Source organism: Caulobacter sp. GW821-FHT10E02, assembly GCF_059415225.1.
Genome location: NZ_JBWKMV010000003.1, coordinates 839,028 through 857,475, shown reverse-complemented (window position 1 = coordinate 857,475; position 18,448 = coordinate 839,028). Strand labels below are relative to the sequence as shown.

Sequence of the window (18,448 nt, the reverse complement as noted above, 5' to 3'; positions counted from 1 at the left end):
TAGGCCCGCTCGATTGCAGAAATTCGACGGCTTTGAGTCAGGCCCGCGTTATCAATCGGCCTTCTTGGCCAGGAAGGCCCCCGTGGCCTCGATCGCCTCGACCAGGCTGACCCGTTCCAGGGTCACGCCCTCGGGCAAGCTCGAGAACAATCGCGTCGGCGCGGCGGCGTCCAGCATCACGAACACGCCCCGGTCATCGGCGCGGCGGATCAGGCGGCCGAACGCCTGGCTGATCCGAGCCCGAGCCACGGCGTCGTCATAGCCCTTGCCGCCGAAGCGCAGGCGGCGGGCCTTGTGCAGCACGTCCGGACGCGGCCACGGCACGCGATCGAAGACCAGCAGGCGCAGGGACCGGCCCGGCACGTCAACGCCGTCACGGATGGCGTCAGTGCCCAAGAGGCAGGCGTCCTCCTCGGCCCGGAAGATGTCGACCAGCGCTCCCACCTCCAGCGGATCGACGTGCTGGGCGTAGAGGGCCAGGCCCTGATCGGCCAGCGGCGCGGCGATGCGCTCGTGCACGGCCTTCAGGCGTCGGATGGCGGTGAACAGGCCCAGGCCCCCGCCCCCCGCGGCCAGGAACAGCTCGCGCATGGCGGCCGAGACCTGTCGCGGGTCTTCCTTGTTCACGTCGGTGACGACATAGGCCTTGGCGTGGTGCTCGTAGTCGAACGGCGAGACCAGGCGCAGCACCTTGGGCGCGGTCGGCAGGCGGGCCGCGCCCGTGCGCATCTCGGCCAGGGCGAACGGGTCTTCCAGCGCGGGATCGACCAGGGTGGCGCTGGTCACCAGCACGCCGTGGGCCGGCGACAGCACCGCAGCGCGCAGCGGCTCGGTCGGGTCCACCCAGTGGCGGCGGCAGGCGGCGTCGACGACGCGGCCGTACAGGAAGGTGGCCTCGAACCAGTCGACGAAGTCCGGATCGCTCTCGGTCGGCTCGACGTCGTCGTCCTCGATGGCCTTCAGGATCGAACGCCAGGCCGGCAGGGTCATGCGGGCGCGGCGGTCCAGGCCGCGCAACGCCCCTTCGATCCGGGCGCGTTCGGAGGCGCCCAGGTGCTCGGCGTCCTCGTCCAGCACGTCTTCCAGGGCGCGGGCCAGGGCCAGCAGCGGGGCCTCGATGGCGGCCAGGGCCTTGGCGGCTTCCGGCGCGCGCTCGCGGACGAGATCGGTGGCCGGCCGGGCATCGCATTGCAGGCCAAGGTCGGCGCCGCCCCGCTCGCTGGTGCGGGCGCGCAGCTGCTCGATCACCGCGACCAGGAAGTTCTCGATCGGCCCGATCGGGTTGATCTGGCCGTCCGGCGGCGCGACCCGGCCCGACCAGCCCTCGCCCGGCAAGGCGGCGGCGGCCTGGAGCACCTGGTTCATCGCCCCCCGCGCGCCCTCGCGGTCGCCCAGGATGTCGAGCAGTCGCGCTTCGAGCCCACGGCCACGACGGCCGCGTCCCTCAGGACCCCGGATCCAGCGGCGCAACTCGGCGGCTTCCGCGCCCGACAAAGCCGCCGAGAAGGCGCTGTCAGCGGCCTCGAACAGGTGGTGGCCCTCGTCGAAGACGATGCGCTTGAGGCTGGTGGTCTCGTTGTCGCCCTTCAGCCCCCGCGCCGTCCGCGCGCCGTCGAAGGCGGCCTGGGTCAGGACCAGAGCATGATTGGCGATGACGATGTCGGCGCGCTTGGACGCCCGCACGGCCTTCTCGATGAAGCAGATGCGATAGTGCTGGCAGCCGGCGTGGATGCACTCGCCGCGCCGATCGACGAGGTTCGACGGGCTGGCCTGGGCCGAAGGTGGAACAGCGGAAAGCGTCGGTAGCCAGGCCGGGAAGTCGCCGCCGGTCATGTCGCCGTCGCGGCTGGCGCGGGTCCAGCGGGCGGTGAGCGCCAGGCCGATCAGGTCGCCATTGCCTAACTGGGCGCCGTTGATCTGCTCCTGGAAGTTCAGCAGGCACAGATAGTTCTCACGCCCCTTGCGCACGACGGCCTTCTTGGCCCGCTCCTTGGGGTCGGGATAGATCGACCGGCTCTCGCGCTCGATCTGGCGCTGCAGGGCGCGGGTATAGGTGCTAACCCAGACCGACGAGCCATTGGCCTCGGCCCACAGCGAGGCCGGGGCCAGATAGCCCAGGGTCTTGCCGACGCCGGTGCCGGCCTCGGCCAGCATCATGCGCGGCTCGCCCTCGCGCTCGCGCGGCTGGAAGGCGAAGGCAGCCTCCTTGGCGAAGGTGATCTGCGCCTCGCGCACCTCTTCCAGGCCCGAGCGCTGCAGCAGCTGGGTCAGGCGCTCGGCCGCCCGTTCGGGATCGATCGGCCGCGAGCCGGGCTCGCCGGGCGGGGCCTGATCTTCCCACTCGACCATGCGCGCCCAGACGTCGAGGCCCGAGCCCCGGAAGTGGTTGCCGGCCTGCACCGAGCGCAGCGCGCCGATCACGGCCGGGCCCCAGGACCAGCCGGCCTTGGCCAGGGTCTCGGCGACGGCCAGGGCTTCCTCGCGCGAAGGGACCGGAGCCACCATCAGGTCGCGCAGCAGGGCGTCGGCGGCCTCGCGCAGAGTCTGGGCCTGTTCGGCCGCGCCATGCGGCTCGCGCAGGCCCAGCGCCATGGCCAGACCCACGGCCGAAGGCGCGCAGAAGGTCGCCGGCCGGACGAAGGCGTAGAGCTCCAGCACGTCGAACAGGCGCGGGTGGCGCGAGGGCGGCGACAGGTTCAGGCGGCGGGCGGTCATGGCCGCGTGGGCCACCAGCACCGGGCCGTGCTCGAAGAGGTCGCGAGCGTCCGGCGGCCGCAGCATCCGCCCCTCGCCCGCCCCGTCGGCCACGCCCGCGCGCGGCCCGGGCAGCACGACGAGCGCGGGGGCGAGATCCAGAGTCGGCGGGAAAGCAGTCACCCGACTCCGTTAGCAGAAACCGCCGGGAAACAGAATAAGAACAGAGCCTTCAGACGACCGGGACGTCGTCATCGTCGAAGCCTTCCAGCCGGGCGATCGCCTTCTGGGCCTTTTGGCGCAGGTCGGCGTCCTTGCTCTCGGCCGCCTTGCGGTACATCGCCAGCGCCAGATCGTCGTCGGCCTTGATGCCCTGGCCGCGCTCACACATGACGCCCAGGTCGAACCAGGCCTCGAGATAGCCCCGGTCGGCGGCCATCTGGAACCAGTGCATGGCCTGGGTGTAGTTGACCGGCACGCCCTCGCCGTTGTGATGGACGACGCCCAGGTTCGACATGCCGGCCGGCAGGTCGTTGGCGGCGGCGGCCTTGTAGAACTTCAGCGCCTCGGCATGGTCCAGGCGCACGCCCGTGCCCTCCGAGTGCAGCCGCCCCATCTCGTTCATGGCGTCGGGCGAGCCCATCTCGATCGCCTTGCGCAGCAGGGCCACGCCCTTGGCGGTGTCGACCCGCGTGCCGTAGCCGTCCAGATAGGCCTCGCCGGCGCTGTAGTAGCCGCGCGAGGAGCCGGCGGCGGCGGCCTTCAAGTACCAGGACAGTGCCAGGCGCTGGTTCTCCGGCAAGCCCTCGCCGCCCTCATGGGCGACGCCGAGATTGTACATCCCGTTGGGGTCGCCCAGCCGCGCGGCCCGGGCGTAGAGCTTCATGGCGGCGCGGCGGTCGATCTTCACCCCGTCCGCGCCGTCGAAATAGACATTGCCCAGCTCGACCATGGCGTCGGTGTCGCCGCCCGCCACGCCCTTGCGCAGCCAGGCCAGGGCCTGGGGCACGTCGCGTTCCACGCCTTCGCCATCGAGATACAGCATGGCCAGATCGACATAGCGGGTCGCCGCGCCGGCCTGGGCTTCCTTGAGGGTTGCCGCGAACGTGGCCTTGGCTTCGACGGAACCGTCCGGCCGCGCGGAGACCGCGCCGCCAAACGACAACGCCAAGGCCAACACCACGGGCAGCACTCTGGTCCGCATCACGTCCCCACCGACCCCGGATCGTCGCACCGACCGCGAGGGCGTCAAGGCAGACAACCGCTCGCCCCGCCCCGTGCAACCGGACTCGCCCGATACGGGTTCAAAAGACGGATGAAACAGAAGGGGAACATGCTATATCGCGGTCAATGCTCGCGGCTGACGCCCTTCCTCCCAAGTTCCAAGACTGGTTCGCCAAGCGCGGCTGGAGCCCGCGCGAACACCAGCTGGCCATGCTGGAGAAGGCTCGCGAGGGTCGCGGCGCCCTGCTGATCGCCCCGACCGGCGGCGGCAAGACCCTGGCCGGCTTCCTGCCCAGCTTGATCGAGCTCGACGAACGCCCGCCGAGGAACGCCCCGGCCGGCGTCCATACCCTCTACATCTCGCCGCTGAAGGCCCTCGCCGTCGATGTCGAGAGGAACCTCCTGACACCCATCCGCGAGATGGGCCTGAAGATCGTCGCCGAGAGCCGGACCGGCGACACCGGCGAGGCCCGCAAGGCCCGCCAGCGGGTGCGCCCGCCGGACATCCTGTTGACCACGCCCGAACAGCTGGCGCTGTTCTGCGCCTGGGAAGGCGCGCGCGAGTACTTCAGCGACCTGCGCTGTGTGATCATCGACGAAGCCCACGCGATCTGGCCGTCCAAGCGGGGCGACCTGCTAGCTCTGGGCTTGGCGCGCCTGCAGCAGTTCGCGCCGTCGATGCGGCGCGTGGGGCTGTCGGCGACGGTCGACGACCCGGACCTGGTGCGCAAGTGGCTGGGCGACAGCGGCCGTGACAGCATCGACCTCGTCCTCGGCTCCGGCGGCGCTCAGCCCGTCGTCGAGGTCCTCGTCTCCGGCGGCCGCGTGCCCTGGGCTGGCCACACGGCCGAGCACGCCATGGCCGAGGTCTATGAGATCATCAAGTCGTCCCAGACGGCGCTGATCTTCGTCAACACCCGCTTCCAGGCCGAGTTCGCGTTCCAGCGCCTGTGGGAGCTGAACGAGGACGACCTGCCGATCGCCCTGCACCACGGCAGCCTGTCGGCCGAGCAGCGTCGCAAGGTCGAGGCGGCCATGACGCGCGGCGAACTGCGGGCCGTGGTCTGCACCTCGACGCTGGACATGGGCATCGACTGGGGCGACGTCGACCTGGTCATCCAGCTGGCCGCGCCCAAGGGGGCCTCGCGGATGGTCCAGCGGATCGGCCGCGCCAACCACCGCCTGGACGAACCCAGCCGCGCCCTGTTCGTGCCCGCCAGCCGCTTCGAGATGCTGGAGTGCCGCGCCGCCGCCGACGCCATCCTGGAGAACCACCTGGACGGCGAGCCGGCCCGCATCGGTACGCTGGACACCCTGGCCCAGCACGTCATGGGCTGCGCGTGCTCCGAGCCCTTCGCCCTGACCGCGCTCTATGACGAGATCCGCTCGGCTGGCCCCTATGCCGAGCTCAGCTGGGAAGACTTCGAGACCGTCGTCGACTTCGTCTCGACCGGCGGCTACGCGCTGCGCACCTACGACAAGTTCCGCCGCATCGTGCAGACGCCCGAGGGCCTGTGGACCGCTCGCAACGCCCAGGCACGGCAGCAGCACCGGATGAACGTCGGCGTCATCGTCACGCCCGGTATGATCAACATCCGCATCGGTGGCGGCAAACGCCCGATGGGCGGCCGCAAGATCGGCGAGGCCGAGGAAGGCTATTTCGAGCAGCTGACGCCCGGTGACACCTTCGTCTTCGCGGGGCAAGTCTGGCGCTACAACAGCCTGGTCGGCGCCGACGCCTTCGTCTCGCCTGCGCCGAACGACGATCCGAAGATGCCGAGCTGGGGCGGCTCGAAATTCCCGCTTTCCACCTATCTGGCCAGCCGCGTGCGCCAGATGATGCATGACGAGCGCGAATGGACCGCCCTGCCCCCGGACGTCCAGGAGTGGCTCTCCTGGCAGAAGGTCCGCTCGGCGATCCCGGGCGATGGCGAGATGCTGCTGGAGACCTTCCAACGCGGCAAGCGCTTCCACCTGGTCTGCTATCCGTTCGACGGGCGACTGGCCCACACCACCCTGGCTATGCTGCTGACCCGGCGGCTGGACCGCCTGGGCGTCGGGCCGCTGGGCTTCGTCTGCAACGACTACGCCCTCAACATCTGGTCGCTGCGGCCGATGGACGGCCTCGATCTGGACGAACTGTTCGCCCAGGACATGCTGGGCGACGACCTGGAGGCCTGGCTCGACGAGAGCTTCATGATGAAGCGGGCCTTCAAGCACTGCGCCCTGATCGCCGGGCTGATCGAGCGCCGCCACCCCGGCGCCGAGAAGTCCGGGCGGCAAGTGACCTTCTCCACCGACCTGATCTACGACGTGCTGCGCAAACACCAACCCGACCACCTGATGCTCCGCTGCGCCCGCCATGACGCGGCCACCGGCATGCTCGACATCGCCCGCCTGGGCGACATGCTGACCCGCGTGCAGGGCCGCATCCGCCACGTCCGGCTGGACCGCGTCTCGCCCTTCGCCGTGCCGATCATGCTGGAGATCGGCCGCGAACGCGCCCCGGGCGACGCCGCCGGCGAGATGATCCTGGCCGAGGCCGAGGAAGACCTGATCGCCGAGGCCATGTCGTGACCCGCTTCGAAGCCTCCGCGTGCGGCGGCCTGCGGGTCGCCCTGGCCAATGTCGAGGTCATGCTGCGCTGGTCCGGCGCGATGTGGCTGGAGCGCGAGCGCACCCTGGTCGTCGCCGACCTGCACTTCGAGAAGGGCAGCAGCTACGCCGCGCGCTTTGGCCAGATGCTGCCGCCCTACGACACCCGCGAGACCCTGGACCGGCTGGATCGCGAACTGGCCCTGCTCTCGCCCGCGCGGCTGATCTTCCTCGGCGACAGCTTCCACGACGGCGGCGGCGAGTCGCGCCTGGCGGCCGACGACTACAAGCGGCTGGAGGGCTTGGCCCTGGGCCGCGAGCTGGTCTGGGCGGTGGGCAACCACGACGCCGACGGCCCCAAGGTCCTGCCCGGCGAGATCATCGACGAAGCCGAGATCGCGGGTCTCACGCTGCGCCACGAGCCGGTCCCCGGCGTCCAGCTGGGCGAAGTCGCCGGCCACCTCCACCCCGCCGCCAAGATCACCAGCGGCCGCGCCACGACGCGCCGCCGCTGCTTCGTCACCGACGGCCAGAGGCTGGTGCTTCCGGCGTTCGGCGCGTTCACGGGTGGCCTGAACATCCTGGACGAGGCGTTCTCGAACCTGTTCGCCGGCCCGCTGCTCGCGGGCGCGCTAGGCCCCAAGCGGGTCCATGCGGTGGGACGAAAGTCGCTACGGCCGGACTAGCCGAAGCTACATATGCAGCGCCTGCTCCAGGGCGAACGCCAGCGAGATCGCCGCGCCGGCCGTCATCAGCGTCCGCATCCGGGGCCGCCAGCTGGGGCCGTCGTGATCCGTCACGTCCCAGACCCATTGCAGCAGGAACACCAGCAGGAAGCCTGACAGCTGCCAGGCCGGCTCGAACTTCAGCTCGCCCAGCAGCAGGCCAAAACCCGACAGGGGGAACAGCAGCGAGATGCCCAGAACCGACCAGCGCGGGCTGGGGTTCTCGATCTCCAGGCCCGTGCGCACGCCGCCAAAGTACGAGACCATGGCCGCCGAATAGGCCAGCAGGGCCAGCAGCGACGACTTCTGGATGCTGTCGGGGCCGTAGCAGAACAGCACCGACGAAACGAAAAAGGGAATGAGGGTCGATAGACCAAAGACCCATACCGCCGGTGGCACCGGCGTCCGCCCGCCCGCGGACTCGTTCATGCTCAACTCCTTCGGAAGGCGACTGAAGCCGCCCACCCTGCCCCGAGCGCGACTATTACCGACACGAGCCCATAGGTCCACGGACGATCTTTGGAGAAGACATACAGCGCCCGCTCGGCGCCGGCCTTCTCGACGACGAAGGCGCGGTCGCGGATCGACACCGGCTTGCCGTCCTGGAACAGCACGATACGGGCGGAGTACTGACCGATCGGGGCCTCGGCCGGCAGGTCCAGCTGGGCGCGGAACAGGCCCTTGTCGACGAAGCGGACGCCTTGCGGGTCGGCGGCGTAGAGGCCGGCCTTCTCCTTCAGGCGCAGCACGGCGCGCCGCCAGTCGAGATAGTCGGCGCCCAGGCGGCTGACCACCACGTCGCGGACGCCGTAGGTGGTCTCGACCCGCTGCTCCATCGGCGCGGCGATGGCCAGGTGCTCCAGACCAGCTCCCAGATGGCGCAGCGGCGCGAAGCCGGCGATGTCCTGCAGCCTGCGGGTCGAGGCCACGCGGTAGAAGCCCGGCGCGCCGCGGAACACGACCGGACGGCTGTTCAACCACAGGCCCGCGACCTGGGTCTTGCGGGCGATGCGCAGCGGGGTGTCGGGTCCACGAACGATGACGACGATGTCGCTGGGCCGGTCCTTGGGATCGAAGACCGCGCCGTAGAGCACGATGCGCGCGCCCCGGAAGCCGGAGCTGACTCGGATCTCGGTGTCGGTCAGAGCAGCCGATACGGCCGGCGCGGGAGGAGCCTCAACGAGCGGGATCATCGCGCCGTCCCCGTCATGATGACGAAGGCTTCGGCGGGCTTGATGAACAGGTCCGCGCCCATGCGCAGGCCGACGACCAGCACCAGCAGGGCCAGCAGCGCCCGCAGCTCCTCGGCGCGGAACCGGCCCGAGGCGCGCGCCCCCAGCTGCGCGCCGATCACCCCGCCGATCAGCAGCAAGGTCGCCAGCACGATGTCGACGGTCTGGTTACGGCCGGCCTGCAGCACGCTGGTCAGCGAGGTGGTGATGACGATCTGGAACAGGCTGGTGCCGACGACCACCGGCGCGGGCATGCGCAGCAGGTAGATCATGGCCGGCACCAGGATGAAGCCGCCGCCCACGCCCATCACCGCCGACAGGATGCCGACAAATACGCCCAACAGGATCGGCGGGATGACGCTGATATAGAGGCGCGAGCGCGGGAAGCGGACCTTGAACGGCAGGGCGTAGAGCAGCGCCGGCCGGCGGTCGCGGCGCGGCTTGGGCGGCTGGCCGCTGCGTCGGCGCAGGATCGTACCGACCGACTCCGTCAGCATCAGCCCGCCGATCACGCCCAGGAACAGCAGGTAGGACAGCGACACGGCGAAGTCGGCCTGGCCGATCAGGCGCAGCCAGCGGAACACCTCGACCCCGATGAACGAGCCGATCGCCCCGCCGCAGGCCAGCACCCCGCCCATGCGGAAGTCGACCGACCGCTTCTTGCTGTAGGCGATGACGCTGGAGACCGACGAGGCGGCGACGTGGTTGGCCTCGCTGGCCACGGCCACCACCGGCGGGATGCCCATGAACACCAACACCGGCGTCATCAGGAAGCCGCCGCCGATGCCGAACATGCCGGAGATGAAGCCCACGAGCCCGCCCAGCACCACCAGCAGCAGCGCGTTCACCGACACCTCGGCGATGGGAAGGTAGAAGTGCAAAGCTCGCGCGGCCTTCGCGGCGTCAGGGATATCCCTGATTGCCGGTCGAGGCCTTGTGCGTCAACGCGTTACCGCGCGTAGACCGACAGGCGGTTCAGGGTCTCGCCGTCCATGGCGCCCGAGGCCGGCAGGCCCTGGTCGCGCTGGTAGGCGGCGATGGCCATGCGCAGGGCCGGCGAAGCGACGCCGTCGCGCGGGCCTTGGTAGTAGCCGAGCTGCGACAGCACCTTCTGGGCCACGCCGAGGTTGCCGTTGGCGACCGGAGCGACCGTCGCCAGGCTGGCCGTCTGGGTCTGGGTTTGCGGACGGAAGGCCAGGGCCGAGCGGTCGGCGGTCTGCTGGGCTTCGGCGGTCAGCTGGGCGCGCAGGGCGTTGGCGCGGCCGCGGGCCGTCGCGTCGCCCGAACGGCCGGCGATCACGTACCACTTGTAGGCTTCGGCCGGGTTGGTGTTGACGCCCAGGCCGCTCTCATAGAGCTGGGCCAGGTTGAACTGGCTGTCGACCAGGCCGGTGTCGGCGGCCTTGCGGAACCAGGTGGCGGCCGTGGTCGAGTTGCGCGGACCGCCTTCGCCCTTGAAATAGTAGAGCGCCAGGTTGTGCATGGCGCGCGGGTCGCCGCCGGCCGCGGCGCGTTCGCTCCAGCGGCGGGCTTCGGGCATGTCCTGCTTCAGGCCGCCCTTGCCGCCCTCGTACATCTTCGAGAGGTAGAACTGGGCGGCGGGGTAACCGCCGTTGGCGGCCTTGCGCAGGGTGTCGAGGCCCGTGCGGTCGCCGGTCTCGATCTTTCGCACGCCGTCCTCGAACAGGGCCTTGGCGTTGTCGGTGGCGACCGGAGCGGCGCCTTCGGCCGGGACCGGCGTGGCGCCGGTGGCCAGGGCCACGGCGGCGCGCGGCGCGCCCGGCGTGGTGTCGGCTTCCGGACGGGTGACCTCGACGTCGGCCTTGCGGCCGGCGATGGCCTCGGCGACGCGCGTCGGGGTGGCCCCGCTGCCGTCGGCGCTGAGCAGCAGGAAGCCGCCAACCATGGCGCCCAGGGCGCCGGCGCCGCCGAACACCATGACGGCGGTGGCGGCGGTCGCGCCGAAGCTCTTCTTGGACTTCTTGGCGAAGCCGAAGCCGCTGAACAGCGACGACGAGGCGGCCTTCTCGGCCTTGGGGGCCTTCGGCGCCTTGCCCTTCTTTTCGGGCTTGGCCTTGCCGAGGGTCTTGGCGTCGGAAGCGGCGGCGGCGCGCGCGGCGGCGCGGGCCTGCTCGATGATGTCGCGGGTCGACATCGGCCGGGCCGGCTGGGCCGGGGCGAAGTCGGACACGTCCGGCTCGACCTCGTAGCGCGGCTCTTCCTCGGGCTCGAAGCCGTCGGCCATGGCGTAGTCGTCGTGCGCGAAGGTGCGCTCTTCCGGCTCATGAGCCGGGAACTCGGCGATCTCGAAGTTCGGGGCGCGCGACGGAGCCGCGGGCGCTTCGAACACGTCCTGGTCGTCGTCGGAATGGCTGAACGAGGCCGCCTGACCGTAAGAAGGAGATTGGCTGAAGGACGCCGATTGGCCGAAATAGGGGTCGTCGAACGGCGAGATGGCCGGGGCCGGCGCGGCGCGGGCGGGCGTGGGAGCCGGAGCCGGTGCAGGCGCCGGGGCGGCTTCCAGCTTGCGGGCCGCGTCGTGCAGGCGGGTGTCGATCTTGTCGCGCGCCTCTTCCAGCATGCGGAGCGTGCGCTCCTCGCTCTGGCGGATGCGGTCGACCAGCTCCTGGCTGGAGCGTTCCTGGCGCTGGTTCAGGCGATCGGTGACGCGGGCGACCTGTTCGCCGACATCGTCGATGGCGAGAGCGTTGCGGCGCTCGGCGCTGCCGATACGCTCGGCCAGCTTCTCGGTGATGCGGGCGATCTCGCTGCCCAGCTTCTCGAGGGCCTGGGCCTGGACACTGTCGTTGCGGTTCAGCTTGTGCTCGACGGTGGCGGCGATGCGCGCCACCTCCCCGCCGACTTGCTCGATGGCAGCGGCGTTGCGGCTCTCGGCGGCCTGGACGCGGCGGTTGAAGGCGTCGGCGACGCCGACCACTTCACGGCCCATGCGCTCGATGGCCTGGGCCGAGCGCTGCTCGGCGGCCTGCACGTGCGCGGCCATCTCGCCCAGCTTGCGCTCCATGCGGTCGAAGCGGCCGTCGGCGGACTCTTTCAGCTTGGCGGCCATTTCCAGGCGCGCGGCTTCCATCTTCTGGGTCAGGCTGACGGCCAGGCTGTCCAGGCGCTCCTGCACGCCGGCGGTCGGGTTGGCGCCTTCGACGGCGCCCATGCGCTGGTCCAGGGCCGAGAACGACGAGCTCATCTCGCGCAGGGCCTCGCTGGTGCGGGTCTCGGCGGCTTCCAGGCGTTCGGAAAGGCGGGCCACGACGGCGTCGACCAGGGCGGTCGGATCCTGCGGCGCGGGGGCGGTCTGTTCGTTGACGCGGGCTTCCAGGGCGGCGATCGCCTCGCGGGTCCGAGCCTCGCCGTCATAGAGGTGGCCGGCGACCTTGCCGAGCGCGCCTTCCAGCGCACGCAGAGCCTCGGCCGAACGCGGGCCGGCGGCTTCGCTCTCGATGCGACGGGTGCGCTCGACGGCGCGGGCCTGTTCGGTCTTCAGCTCGTTGACCGCGCCCTCGAAGCGGGCGGCCACGGCGATCTGCTCGCGCTCGGACTGGCCCAGACGGGTCAGCGCATCGCGGACGGAATGGTCGATGCCGGAGATGGCGGCGGCGTTGCGGCCTTCGGCGGCTTCGATGCGTTGGGTCAGGCGGTCCAGGGCCACGGCCACGCGGCCGACCTCGTCCGCCGGGTGTTCGGCGATCTCGATGCGCGGGGGAGCGTCGTCCTTGACGATTTCCAGATAGGCGCGGTTGGGCGCCTCTTCACGATCCGCGAACTGGTCCGCCGCCTGACCATCGCCTTCGATGATCATGCGATTGAGCCATTCGCCGAGAGTCATGCCGGAGCGACGCGCGAGGTCTTTAGCGACCTCTCGTGCCTTGGGGTCGATCCCCTTAACGCTCCATGGCGACGCCGCAGTCATTGCGAATCGATCTCCTCGCATCTGAGGAAAACGCTAGTCACCGATTCCTGGGGTGTAAACGCGACCAAAACGCCAGATGTTGTGGCCGGACGATTCATTGTGGAGGAATCGGAACGGAGTCCCAAGGTTCTGTAGCGTGGTTAAAACGCAAGAGGGTTAACGCGGGTTAACCATTTGCCAGGCGGATTGTCGCAGGCTTAGAAGCGGCCATGGACCTACCATTAACTATTTCCGCCGCGGTTGTGTTCCTTGCGCTTGCACTCATTTGCGGGTGGCGTGGGGCGCGTCCGATCAACGTCCTCAAGGGTCCGCGCATGATTCCGTGGCGCCCGCTGATGATGGTCTGCGTGGTCGGCCTGATGCTGATGCTGGTGCACCTGTTCAACCTGCTGGGGGTGCAGACCGGCAACCAGCAGCGCTACTAGGTCGCAGGAGTCGCGGGGGCCTTCTTGGGCCGTTTGGTGAGCCCCGACATGCCGCCCGAGGACAGCAGACCGATGTCGGCGAGCAGGAAAGGGATGGCCCACTTGTGGGGCGCGGCAATGTAGCGCGGCTGCCAGACGGGGTCGTACTTGTCCTTGTACCGCCGCACGCCCTGGAAATTGTAGATCTCTTCGCCGCGCTCGTAGAGCAGCCGGCCGACGCGCGACATGATCGGCGCCAGGGGGCGATCCTCCAGGCCGGCCAGCGGGGCCATGCCGAACTCGAACGCCTGGTAGCCCTCGTCCTTGCCCCACTGCAGGAGCTCGACGAACAGGTAGTCCATGACGTTCTTGGGCGCCTCGTCGGAGTAGCGCATCAGGTCCATCGAGAACGAGGTCTTGCACGCCGTCAGCCACATCGTGGCGAAGGCGACGATCTTGCCCTCCTCGCCGCGCACCACCGCGACCGGGAACTCGGCCACGTAGCGCGGGTCGAAGCCGCCCATCGAGAAGCTCTTCTCGCCGCCGGCGTGGTGGCTGAGCCAGGCGTCGGAGATGCCGCGCAGCTCGTCCATGATCGCGATGGCCGCGCCGACCGGCAGGACCTCGAAGGCCGCGCCGCCCTCCCCGGCCTTGCGCCAGTTGCGGCGCAGGACCTCACGGCGGCGGCCGACCAGGCTGAAGGCCTCCAGCGGCACGGCGGCGCTCTCGCCGGTCTTCTGGATGGCCAGACCCAGGTCGACGCTGTCGGGCAGGTCGTCGGGGCCCAGGCCATAGAACCCGGCGCGCGCCGCGTGGGCGTCGGCCAGCTCGCGGAAGCGCCAGAACAGCTCCATGCGCTCCTCGTCCTTGCCGATCGGCGCGCCCAAGGCGATCCACGAGCGACCACGGACGCCGAACATCAGGAAGCTCTCGCCCGAGGCCGAGAACAGGAAGCGCTTGTCGCCCAGCAGGGCCAGGTTGGCGCTGGGCTCGGCGTCCTGGGCCTTGGCCAGGATGGCGCGGACGCGGTCGAAGTCCGGATCGGTGTCGTCGACCACGGCGGGCGTGGCGGCGGTGGCGATCAGGCGCCAGACGCCGACGGCCAGCAGCACGATGGCGGCGGCCACCGACGAGCGGATGGCCCGAAGCTCATCGTCCTGCAGCACCCGCAAGAAGGACTTGTCGACATATTCGGTGTGGTTGAACGACCACCAGCCCAGCAGCGCCACGCCCAGGACGACCGCGCCGGCCGACAGCAGCCAGCCCGGCGTGACCTCCATCTTGGTCAGGGCCGCCTTGCGCGGGAACGCGTCGTGGAACGGGACGATGGACAGGAAGCAGACGGTCAGCAGCGCCGTCTCCTCCCAGTTCAGGCCCTTGAAGATCGCCAGCACCGCCGAGGCGGCCAGCACGACCAGCGCCGCCCACCAGGCCGCGCCCAGTCGCGCGCGCAGGCCGAAGGCGAGCAGCAGCAGCACGAGGCCCAGGATCGACGAGAAGAAGTGGCTGATCTCGATCAGCAGGTCGGGCGCGAAGGCCAGCAGCAGCAGGAAGCGGGTCGGCTCGGACGGCGTCGCCCCCGAGGCCAGCAGCATGACGCCGGCCGACGCCGTCAGGATCGCCGCCAGGGTCGGGGCGATCGCCAGGGCCGCGGGCCTGAAAACTGTCGAGGACATCCAGATCCCGAAGTGACGAATCCCCTGCGGGATCCAACAGCGAGCCCTCGTATAGCGCGCAAAGCGTGACATGGGCGCCGGACAAGATGCGAACGATCGTTTGAATCGACTTGCCGCCGGCGCTCGGCGGCGTAGTGTGTCGGCCAATAACCGTCCGCTTAGGGAGATGAGACGATGGCCGATTTCGGGGGAACCGAGCTCGACGCCTTCCGCGCCGAGACCCGCGCCTGGCTCGAGGCCAACTATCCGCCGTCCCTGAACGCGCCGATGAGCAGCGAGGACGAGGCCCCGTGGGGCGGCCGTCGGATGGTCTGGAAGAACCCGGACGCCAAGCTGTGGCTCGACCGCATGGCCGAGAAGGGCTGGACCGCCCCGATGTGGCCCAAGGAATACGGCGGCGGCGGCCTCTCCAAGGGCCAGAACAAGGTGCTGGAGCAGGAGCTGCGTCGCCTGAAGGCCCGCCCCGCCCTGATGAGCTTCGGCATCTGGATGCTGGGCCCAGTGCTGCTGGAATACGCCACCGAGGAGCAGAAGCAGCGCTTCCTGCCGCAGATCGTGCGCGGCGAGATTCGTTGGTGCCAGGGCTATAGCGAGCCGGGCGCCGGCTCCGACCTCGCGGCCCTGCAGACCAAGTGCGAGGACAAGGGCGACCACTACCTGATCAACGGCCAGAAGGTCTGGACCAGCTACGCCGACCAGGCCGACTGGATCTTCTGCCTGGTGCGCACCGATACGACCAAGAAGCACGAGGGTATCTCGTTCGTGCTGTTCGACATGACCTCGCCCGGCGTCGAGGCCCGCCCGATCAAGCTGATCAGCGGCTCCTCGCCCTTCTGCGAGACCTTCTTCGACAATGTGAAGGTCCCCAAGGAGCAGCTGGTCGGCAAGCTGAACGGCGGCTGGGACATCGCCAAGCGTCTCCTCCAGTACGAGCGCCAGAACATCAGCGCCTCGGGCTTCGGCGGCGGCGGCGGCCTCTCCCCCGTCGAGGCGGCCAAGAAGGAGATCGGCGTCGACAGCGAAGGCCGGATCGCCGACGGCGACTTCCGCGCCCGCCTCGCGGCCCACTCGATGGACGCCCACGCCTTCATGCTGACCGTGCGCCGCGCCGAGACCGAGTCCAAGCAGGGCTCGGGCCCCAGCGCCGCCGTCTCGATCATCAAATACGCCGCCGCCAAGATGAACCAGGAGCGCACCGAGCTGCTGGTCGAGGCCCTCGGCCTCCAGGGTCTGGGCTGGGAGGGCGAAGGCTTCAGCGCCGCCGAGCTGGCCGCCCCGCGCGCCATGCTCCGCGCCAAGGGCAACTCGATCGAGGGCGGCACCAGCGAGGTGAACCTCAATGTCGTCGCCAAGCGCGTCCTCGGCCTGCTGGATCATCAGTAAGCAGATGATCGAGTTCTGGTACGAGTTCGCCTCGACCTACTCCTATCCGGCGGCCATGCGCATCGAGCGCCTGGCCGCCGACAAGGGCGTGGCCGTGGCCTGGCGGCCGTTCATCGTCGGCCCGCTGTTCCATGAGCAGCAGGGCCTGAACGACAGTCCTTTCAACGCCTTCCCCGTGAAGGGTGAGTACATGTGGCGGGACCTGGAGCGGGTCTGCGACCAGCAGGGCCTGCCCCTGCATCACCCCAGCCAGTTCCCGCGCAACAGCCTGCTGGCCGCCCGCGTGGCGCTGGTCGGGCTGGAGGATGGCTGGACGCCGCAGTTCAGCCGCGCCGTCTACCAGGCCAACTTCGTCGACGACCAGGACATCGGCAGTCCCGAGGTCCTGGCCCCGCTGATCGCCGAGGTCGGCGCGGGTCCCGAGCACGTCCTGGCGGCCGCCCAATCCGCTCCGATCAAGGCCCTGCTGAAGGACCATGTCCGCATGGCCAAGGAGCGCGGCCTGTTCGGCGCGCCCAGTTTCCTCACCGCCGACGGCGAGCTCTTCTGGGGCAACGACCGTCTGGAACAGGCCCTCGACTGGGCCGTCCGTCATCAATCCAGGGAGCACGCCTGATGGCCGTCCTGACCGAAGAACAGACGATGCTGCGCGACGCCGCCAAGGGCTGGGCCAGCGAAAGCGCCCCCGTGGGGGCTCTCCGCAAACTGCGCGACGGCAAGTCCAAGCAGAGCTTCGATCCCGCCGCCTGGGCCGAGATGGGCCAGATGGGCTGGGCCGGCGTCGTGGTGCCCGAAGACTATGACGGCTCGGCCTTCGGCTATCTGGGCCTCGGCCTGATCCTGGAAGAGACCGGCCGCACCCTTGCCGCCTCCCCGCTTCTCTCTACCGCCATGATCGGGGCCTCGGCGCTGCAGCTGGGTGGCTCGGACGCGCAGAAGTCGGCCTGGCTGCCCACGATCGCCACCGGCGAGGCCGTCGCTACCCTGGCCATCGACGAAGGCTCGCACCACAACCCGGCCCGCACCGCGCTGACCGCGACCAAGGGCGCCTCGGGCTATGTGCTGAACGGGACCAAGACCCTGGTGCTGGACGGCGAAGCCGCCGACCTACTGATCGTCGCCGCCCGCACCAGCGGTTCGGGGACCGAGGGCCTGACCCTGTTCCTGGTCGCCGGCGACGCGCCGGGCGTGACCCGCACCCACCTGTCGCTGCTCGACTCGCGTGGCGCGGCCCAGATCGCCTTCGACGGCGTCGAGGTCGGGGCTGATGCCGTGCTGGGCGAGGTCGACAAAGGCTGGGCGGTGCTGGAGCCGGTTCTCGACCGCGCCTATGCCGGCTTGGCGGCCGAGATGCTGGGCAGCGCCTCGGCCGCCTTCGACATCACGCTGGATTACATCAAGACCCGCACGCAGTTCGGCCAGGTCATCGGCACCTTCCAGGCCCTGCAGCACCGCGCCGCCAAGTGGTTCACCGACATCGAGACCACCCGCTCGTGCGTCGAGGCCGCGCTGGAAGCCTTCGACGCCGGCGGCGACACCCGCGCGCTCGCATCCCTCGCCAAGGCCAAGGCCAGCGAGCTGGTGCACCTGGCCTCCAACGAGATGGTCCAGATGCACGGCGGCATCGGCATGACGGACGCCCACGATGCGGGCCTGTTCATGAAGCGCGCGCGCGTCACCGAGGCCTTGTTCGGCGGCGCCAGCTTCCACCGCGACCGCTACGCCCGCCTGATGGGTTTCTAACACCCCCAGACCTGGGGATAGGCCCGCCCCGCGAGCCCCGGATACCGTCGTTCTCGTACTGACGGACCGGGGTCTCGCGGGGAGCGGGTCCTTTAGACGGCTTCCGTCCAGGGGAGCCATCATGACCAAGACCATCGCCATCTTCGCCGCGGCAGGCCTCGCCCTCGCCGCCACGTCTGCCCACGCCCAGCTGCAGCTCAGCTATCCGGCCGACGCGACCATGAGCTGCGAGCAGATCAACGCCGAGATGGTCCGCATGGACCAGATGATGGGCGTCTCCAACAACGCCATCGCCAGCGCCGAGGCCGGCGCGCGCGGGGCCGAGACCGCCGCCAGCCTGGGCGTCAACGCCGCGCTCTACAGCGGGGCCCTGGGCCGCGTCCCGGGCCTGGGCATGTTCGCCAACGCCGCAGCCGCCCAGGCCAAGGCCTCGGCCGCCGCCAAGGCCCAGCGCGAGGCCCAGAATATCCAGGTCGCCCAGCAGCGCCGCGCCGTCATGGGCGGTCTCTACCAGGGCAAGTGCGGCGCAGCCGCCGTCACCCAGGTCTCGACCACCATGACCACCTCGGCCCCGGCCGCGGCGGCCTCGCCGAACCTGCTGGCCACGACGCAGGAGGTCACCCTGCGCGGCGCCGCCTCGCCCACCGGTGCGATCGTCGGCAAGGTCAAGGCCGGCGGCACGGTCTATCCGACCGGCCAGCGCAACGGCGTCTGGATGGAGGTCGACGACGAGAACGGCGCCCGGGGCTGGATGTCCTCGGCCTTCGCCAAGCCGCAATAGTTTCGAACGGCGGGACCGCTCGGCGGTGCGGTCCCAAGAAGCCCCCGGCGTACGAACCTTCGC

General features: G+C 70.0%; 14 protein-coding genes. 7 read left to right on the top strand and 7 right to left on the bottom strand.

What is annotated here, in order from left to right; all coding sequences use genetic code 11:
• Nucleotides 1-51: 51 nt before the first annotated feature.
• Both AC07NI_RS19220 and AC07NI_RS19215 read right to left on the bottom strand, forming a co-directional pair.
• Nucleotides 52-2,877, bottom strand: coding sequence for an ATP-dependent DNA helicase (locus AC07NI_RS19220; protein ID WP_494622017.1), 2,826 nt, complete (start codon nt 2,875-2,877; stop codon nt 52-54).
• A gap of 49 nt (nt 2,878-2,926) precedes the next feature.
• On the bottom strand, nt 2,927-3,898 hold the full coding sequence (locus AC07NI_RS19215; protein ID WP_494622015.1) for an SEL1-like repeat protein: 972 nt from the start codon (nt 3,896-3,898) through the stop codon (nt 2,927-2,929).
• Between the two features lie 146 nt (nt 3,899-4,044).
• Between AC07NI_RS19215 and AC07NI_RS19210 the strand changes: the two genes are divergently transcribed.
• Both AC07NI_RS19210 and pdeM read left to right on the top strand, forming a co-directional pair.
• Entirely contained in the window at nt 4,045-6,495 is a 2,451-nt protein-coding gene (locus AC07NI_RS19210) for a ligase-associated DNA damage response DEXH box helicase (RefSeq protein WP_494622013.1), read from the top strand.
• Nucleotides 6,492-7,199, top strand: a complete 708-nt coding sequence (gene pdeM, locus AC07NI_RS19205; protein WP_494622011.1) for a ligase-associated DNA damage response endonuclease PdeM — start codon at nt 6,492-6,494, stop codon at nt 7,197-7,199. Before AC07NI_RS19210 ends, pdeM begins: the two co-directional genes overlap by 4 nt.
• Before the next feature lie 6 nt (nt 7,200-7,205).
• On the opposite strand, the gene AC07NI_RS19200 is transcribed toward pdeM, so the two are convergent.
• From AC07NI_RS19200 to AC07NI_RS19185, 4 genes are all read right to left on the bottom strand, one after another.
• A complete protein-coding gene (locus AC07NI_RS19200) occupies nt 7,206-7,667 on the bottom strand; it encodes a DUF3429 domain-containing protein (protein WP_494622009.1) in 462 nt (153 codons plus the stop codon).
• A gap of 2 nt (nt 7,668-7,669) precedes the next feature.
• On the bottom strand, nt 7,670-8,431 hold the full coding sequence (locus tag AC07NI_RS19195; protein ID WP_494622007.1) for a TIGR02186 family protein: 762 nt from the start codon (nt 8,429-8,431) through the stop codon (nt 7,670-7,672).
• Complete coding sequence (locus AC07NI_RS19190) at nt 8,428-9,351, bottom strand: sulfite exporter TauE/SafE family protein (protein ID WP_494622005.1); 924 nt, start codon at nt 9,349-9,351, stop codon at nt 8,428-8,430. The genes AC07NI_RS19195 and AC07NI_RS19190 overlap by 4 nt, the downstream gene beginning before the upstream one ends.
• Nucleotides 9,352-9,419: 68 nt before the next feature.
• Entirely contained in the window at nt 9,420-12,398 is a 2,979-nt protein-coding gene (locus AC07NI_RS19185) for a peptidoglycan-binding protein (protein WP_494622003.1), read from the bottom strand.
• Nucleotides 12,399-12,607: 209 nt separating this feature from the next.
• Between AC07NI_RS19185 and AC07NI_RS19180 the strand changes: the two genes are divergently transcribed.
• Nucleotides 12,608-12,823, top strand: coding sequence for a hypothetical protein (locus AC07NI_RS19180; protein ID WP_494622001.1), 216 nt, complete (start codon nt 12,608-12,610; stop codon nt 12,821-12,823).
• Here AC07NI_RS19180 and AC07NI_RS19175 read toward each other — a convergent pair.
• Nucleotides 12,820-14,478 carry a phosphatidylglycerol lysyltransferase domain-containing protein gene (locus AC07NI_RS19175; protein WP_494621999.1) on the bottom strand — a complete coding sequence of 553 codons (1,659 nt, stop codon included), beginning with the start codon at nt 14,476-14,478 and terminating at the stop codon, nt 12,820-12,822. The genes AC07NI_RS19180 and AC07NI_RS19175 overlap by 4 nt on opposite strands.
• A 174-nt stretch (nt 14,479-14,652) precedes the next feature.
• Between AC07NI_RS19175 and AC07NI_RS19170 the strand changes: the two genes are divergently transcribed.
• From AC07NI_RS19170 to AC07NI_RS19155, 4 genes are all read left to right on the top strand, one after another.
• Nucleotides 14,653-15,861 (top strand): acyl-CoA dehydrogenase family protein, encoded by a 1,209-nt coding sequence (locus AC07NI_RS19170; protein ID WP_494621997.1) that lies wholly within the window; start codon nt 14,653-14,655, stop codon nt 15,859-15,861.
• Nucleotides 15,818-16,477 (top strand): 2-hydroxychromene-2-carboxylate isomerase, encoded by a 660-nt coding sequence (locus AC07NI_RS19165; RefSeq protein ID WP_494621996.1) that lies wholly within the window; start codon nt 15,818-15,820, stop codon nt 16,475-16,477. Before AC07NI_RS19170 ends, AC07NI_RS19165 begins: the two co-directional genes overlap by 44 nt.
• Nucleotides 16,477-17,604: an acyl-CoA dehydrogenase family protein gene (locus tag AC07NI_RS19160; protein WP_494621994.1), complete on the top strand. Its 1,128-nt coding sequence runs from the start codon at nt 16,477-16,479 to the stop codon at nt 17,602-17,604. Before AC07NI_RS19165 ends, AC07NI_RS19160 begins: the two co-directional genes overlap by 1 nt.
• 121 nt (nt 17,605-17,725) lie before the next feature.
• A complete protein-coding gene (locus tag AC07NI_RS19155) occupies nt 17,726-18,385 on the top strand; it encodes an SH3 domain-containing protein (RefSeq protein WP_494621992.1) in 660 nt (219 codons plus the stop codon).
• Nucleotides 18,386-18,448 lie beyond the last annotated feature (63 nt).

Excerpts from the sequence above, each read along its gene's own strand:
- AC07NI_RS19215 (WP_494622015.1), bottom strand. The coding sequence starts at position 3,898 with ATGCGGACCAGAGTGCTGCCCGTGGTGTTGGCCTTGGCGTTGTCGTTT.
- AC07NI_RS19210 (WP_494622013.1), top strand. The coding sequence starts at position 4,045 with ATGCTCGCGGCTGACGCCCTTCCTCCCAAGTTCCAAGACTGGTTCGCC.
- AC07NI_RS19200 (WP_494622009.1), bottom strand. The coding sequence starts at position 7,667 with ATGAACGAGTCCGCGGGCGGGCGGACGCCGGTGCCACCGGCGGTATGG.
- AC07NI_RS19195 (WP_494622007.1), bottom strand. The coding sequence starts at position 8,431 with ATGATCCCGCTCGTTGAGGCTCCTCCCGCGCCGGCCGTATCGGCTGCT.
- AC07NI_RS19185 (WP_494622003.1), bottom strand. The coding sequence starts at position 12,398 with ATGACTGCGGCGTCGCCATGGAGCGTTAAGGGGATCGACCCCAAGGCA.
- AC07NI_RS19180 (WP_494622001.1), top strand. The coding sequence starts at position 12,608 with ATGGACCTACCATTAACTATTTCCGCCGCGGTTGTGTTCCTTGCGCTT.
- AC07NI_RS19175 (WP_494621999.1), bottom strand. The coding sequence starts at position 14,478 with ATGTCCTCGACAGTTTTCAGGCCCGCGGCCCTGGCGATCGCCCCGACC.
- AC07NI_RS19170 (WP_494621997.1), top strand. The coding sequence starts at position 14,653 with ATGGCCGATTTCGGGGGAACCGAGCTCGACGCCTTCCGCGCCGAGACC.
- AC07NI_RS19165 (WP_494621996.1), top strand. The coding sequence starts at position 15,818 with ATGTCGTCGCCAAGCGCGTCCTCGGCCTGCTGGATCATCAGTAAGCAG.
- AC07NI_RS19160 (WP_494621994.1), top strand. The coding sequence starts at position 16,477 with ATGGCCGTCCTGACCGAAGAACAGACGATGCTGCGCGACGCCGCCAAG.
- AC07NI_RS19155 (WP_494621992.1), top strand. The coding sequence starts at position 17,726 with ATGACCAAGACCATCGCCATCTTCGCCGCGGCAGGCCTCGCCCTCGCC.